The 3,285-nt window shown below is 46.0% G+C and carries 1 protein-coding gene and 1 pseudogene; both read left to right on the top strand.

Annotation, left to right across the window (positions count from 1 at the left end; genetic code table 11):
* Positions 1-167 (top strand): annotated as a pseudogene (locus tag ACFIM1_RS08895) (phage tail protein); the annotation flags it as partial.
* A gap of 1 nt (position 168) precedes the next feature.
* Positions 169-3,285: DUF4815 domain-containing protein (locus tag ACFIM1_RS08890; RefSeq protein WP_375694637.1), on the top strand; the 3,117-nt coding region annotated here is incomplete at its 3' end.

The following is a 3,285-nucleotide window of genomic DNA, read 5'->3' as shown; positions in this document are numbered from 1 at the left end:
CTGTTTCCCTTCTCGTTCATGGCTCTCTTGCACAACAAACCCCTCCTGGCAAGCTTTGGCTTGAAGCTCATGAACTGCGTGATGGTGTAGAAATTCTTAAAACACCTATCAACATTCCTTTGCGTGCTGATGTTCGCGAACAATTCAAAATTTTATTGAGGTTTTAACATGAAGCATGAAAGTGGTTTACCCTTTGCAATTGACAGATCGGTAGGCAAAGACGAACAACAAAGCGTGGTGTTTTATGGCAAGCGCCCTTTTCTTCAAGCGGGTGAACTCAATGAGGTTCAAACCATCATCAGGGGGCGTCATGACCGTTTGGGGCGCCTTGTGGCAAAAGAAGGAGACCGCGTTGAACGCGCTGATGCTTTTGTTAATAAAGAGACAAGGACTGTCACGTTAACAGAGGGCAAAATTTATATCGCAGGCGACATCTTTCCTGTCTCAAATGCTGTCTTGGAGAATATTTCCATGATTGGGCGTGTGGAAATTGGTGTAAAGCTACAAAAGAAATGGGTGACATATGAGGATGATCCAGAGCTGTTGGGGCAAGTTGCCGGCAGTTTGGCAGAAGGAGAGCCCGGAGCGGCACGCGAAGTCGCAAAACTTGTCTGGGCTCTCAAAGATGATGAGCAGCAAGGGGCTTTCTTTCCGGTCTATATCTTACAAGATGGCGTTTTGATTGATCAAAAATCGCCCTCACTCCTTGAACCGGCCATGCAAGCCATTGCGACGTACGACCGCGCCCATGGGCATTATATCGTGGGGGGATGCCGTGTAAGTGCATTGGGAGCAAATAACGGTTGCCAAGTGTTTAGCATTCAAGAGGGAGAAGCCAATATCAATGGTTTTAAACGCAAACGCTTAGCAGCTTTGCGCCATGAAGAGATGGAAGATTTTTCGACAAGCGTTGTTCCTAGCGAAACGCATATTTTTTCGCCCCCAAAAGGGAAAACAAGCTTTACCTTTAAACCCTATTATTTTCCTCTTGCTGATATTCAGTCTCTTTTGTTGACAAAAGAAAAAACCGTTACCGTCACCCGCGGTGCCGTTGCCGCAGGGCGTGATGGCGTGCCGGATAAAAGCATCACCGCGTTTATCAAAATTGTTCAAGGAACTAAAGAATTTAAAGAAGGAACGGATTTTAAAAAAACCGGAGACACCATTGATTGGGCACCGGTGGGAGACGAACCTTTAGCAGGGAGCAGCTATAAGGTGACTTATCGCTATCGTGCAAAAATCACGGCTGATAAAGTCACAGCGCAGGAAATTACAGTATCAGGGGGTGCGGAGGGTGGTGATATCATTGTCAGTTACACTTACAAACTCCCCCGCATTGACCGTATTGGTCTCAACACAGGGGGAAATGTCGTCTATATCAAAGGGATTTCTTCAGACCAACCCATGGCACCTAGTGTCCCTGATGAGGTGTTGTCGCTCGCAACCATTACCAACAATTGGCTTAGTACCCCCCTTGTGGTCAATGATGGCACCCGTGTTGCCCCCTATGATGAGATGTGGCGCTATTTTCAACGGGTGCTTTCCCTTGACCGGTTGATGCAGTTAGAGCGCATTAAAAGCAATGTAGACTCTAAAGAGCCTGTTGCCAAAAAAGGCATGTTTGCTGATCCTTTTCTCGATGATAGTTACAGAGATGAAGGCTTTCAACAAACGGGGGCTGTAGGCAATGGCATTTTGCAGCTTGCTATTGACCCAACATTCTATACTGCTCCTTTAAAAGCGCCTGTCACCCTTGACTGGACAAATGAAGTGATCATTGCGCAAGAGTTGACAACGGCTTGCGAAAAAATCAATCCTTATCAAAATTTTGCACCGCTGCCTGGTACAGTAACCCTTGAACCCGCAACAGACTTTTGGCACGAACAGCGCACCGATTGGCTCTCAAGCGTGACCAATCAAATCATTATGGGAAAACATCGCGGCAGTACCATACGTAGAACAGAAGTAAGCGATAATTTCATCAACACACACCAAGAACAAATCGATTTTTTAAGACAAATTACCCTTCACTTTAAAATTGAAGGTTTTGGCAGTAGCGAAATCTTGGAAAGTCTTACCTTTGATGGTGTGGATATTTTGCCAGCGAGCCGCCTTGTTGCCGATAGACAAGGCGTCCTTGAGGGCACTTTCACGATTCCACAAAATATTACCGCTGGTACAAAAAATGTCGTGGCACAGGGGAAAGGGGGCACCATTGCAACGGGGCTTTTTACCGGACAAGGTCTGATTGATGTGAAAGTGATGCGGCGTACCACAACGGTGAAGATATGGACGCAATTTGACCCACAAGCGCAAGTCTTTACCCCCGATGAAACACGGCAAATCACTGGAATTGACTTTCATCTTTGTAAAATCGGCAATCAGAACCATGATCTGGTGATTGATTTGGTGACAACCGAAAACGGCTATCCTACCGCCGATATTCAAGCACAAAGCTTTTATTCTATGAAGGGCGCAAAGCTAGGTTGGGCAGAAGCACGCTATGATGTCCCCTTGTTAGTCCCTAATGATCGTCTCACTGCTTTTATCATTAAAACCGATGATGCTGATCATGCCATCTCACTAGCAAAGCTTGGAGATTTTGATGCAGAACACCAAAGATTTGTCTCAAGTCACCCTTACGTGACCGGTCCACGCTTTTCTTCTGTTAACGCACAAAGTTGGAGCGCCCATCAAGATGAGGCTTTAGCTTTTCGGGTGCTCGCTGCACGCTATAGGCAAACAGAAAAGATTGTCGATTTAGGCACCTTTGACCTTGTAGACTGCTCTGATTTGCAAATACGCGCAGCCATTGAGTTGCCTTCAAGTGAGTGTTCTGTCATCTTTGAAATTGAACGAAACAATGGCACAATTTATCAACTTCTTCCCTTTCAATTGCTCAGTCTTACTGAATATATCAGTGAAAAGGTCAAGCTTCGCGCTATTCTTAAAGGCACCGAGAAACTCTCACCGGTGTTATTTGCCCCTATTCAGTTGATTGCGGGAAAAATCCATAAGGAAGCGACCTATGTCACGCGTGCTTTTGCCTTTGGTGAAAAGGCAAGGTTGACCAGCTATATCAAAACCTTTTTACCGGGTGGTGCAACCTTTTCACTGGAGATGCAACTAGATGATGGTGGTTTCACCCCTTTGAAACTTGACGAAACAGAACAACTCGCTGAACCACTTTGGACAGAACGAAAATTTGTGAGCAGTGACAAAACAGCCAAACAAGCGCGCTTGAAATTGACCCTTACCGGTGGACCTGCTGCGCGGTCCATGGTG

This window comes from Bartonella sp. AC158YNML (assembly GCF_042196725.1).
Lineage (GTDB): Bacteria > Pseudomonadota > Alphaproteobacteria > Rhizobiales > Rhizobiaceae > Bartonella.
The sequence above is the reverse complement of the archived record's forward strand: the minus strand, read 5'-3'. Positions and strand labels throughout refer to the sequence as shown.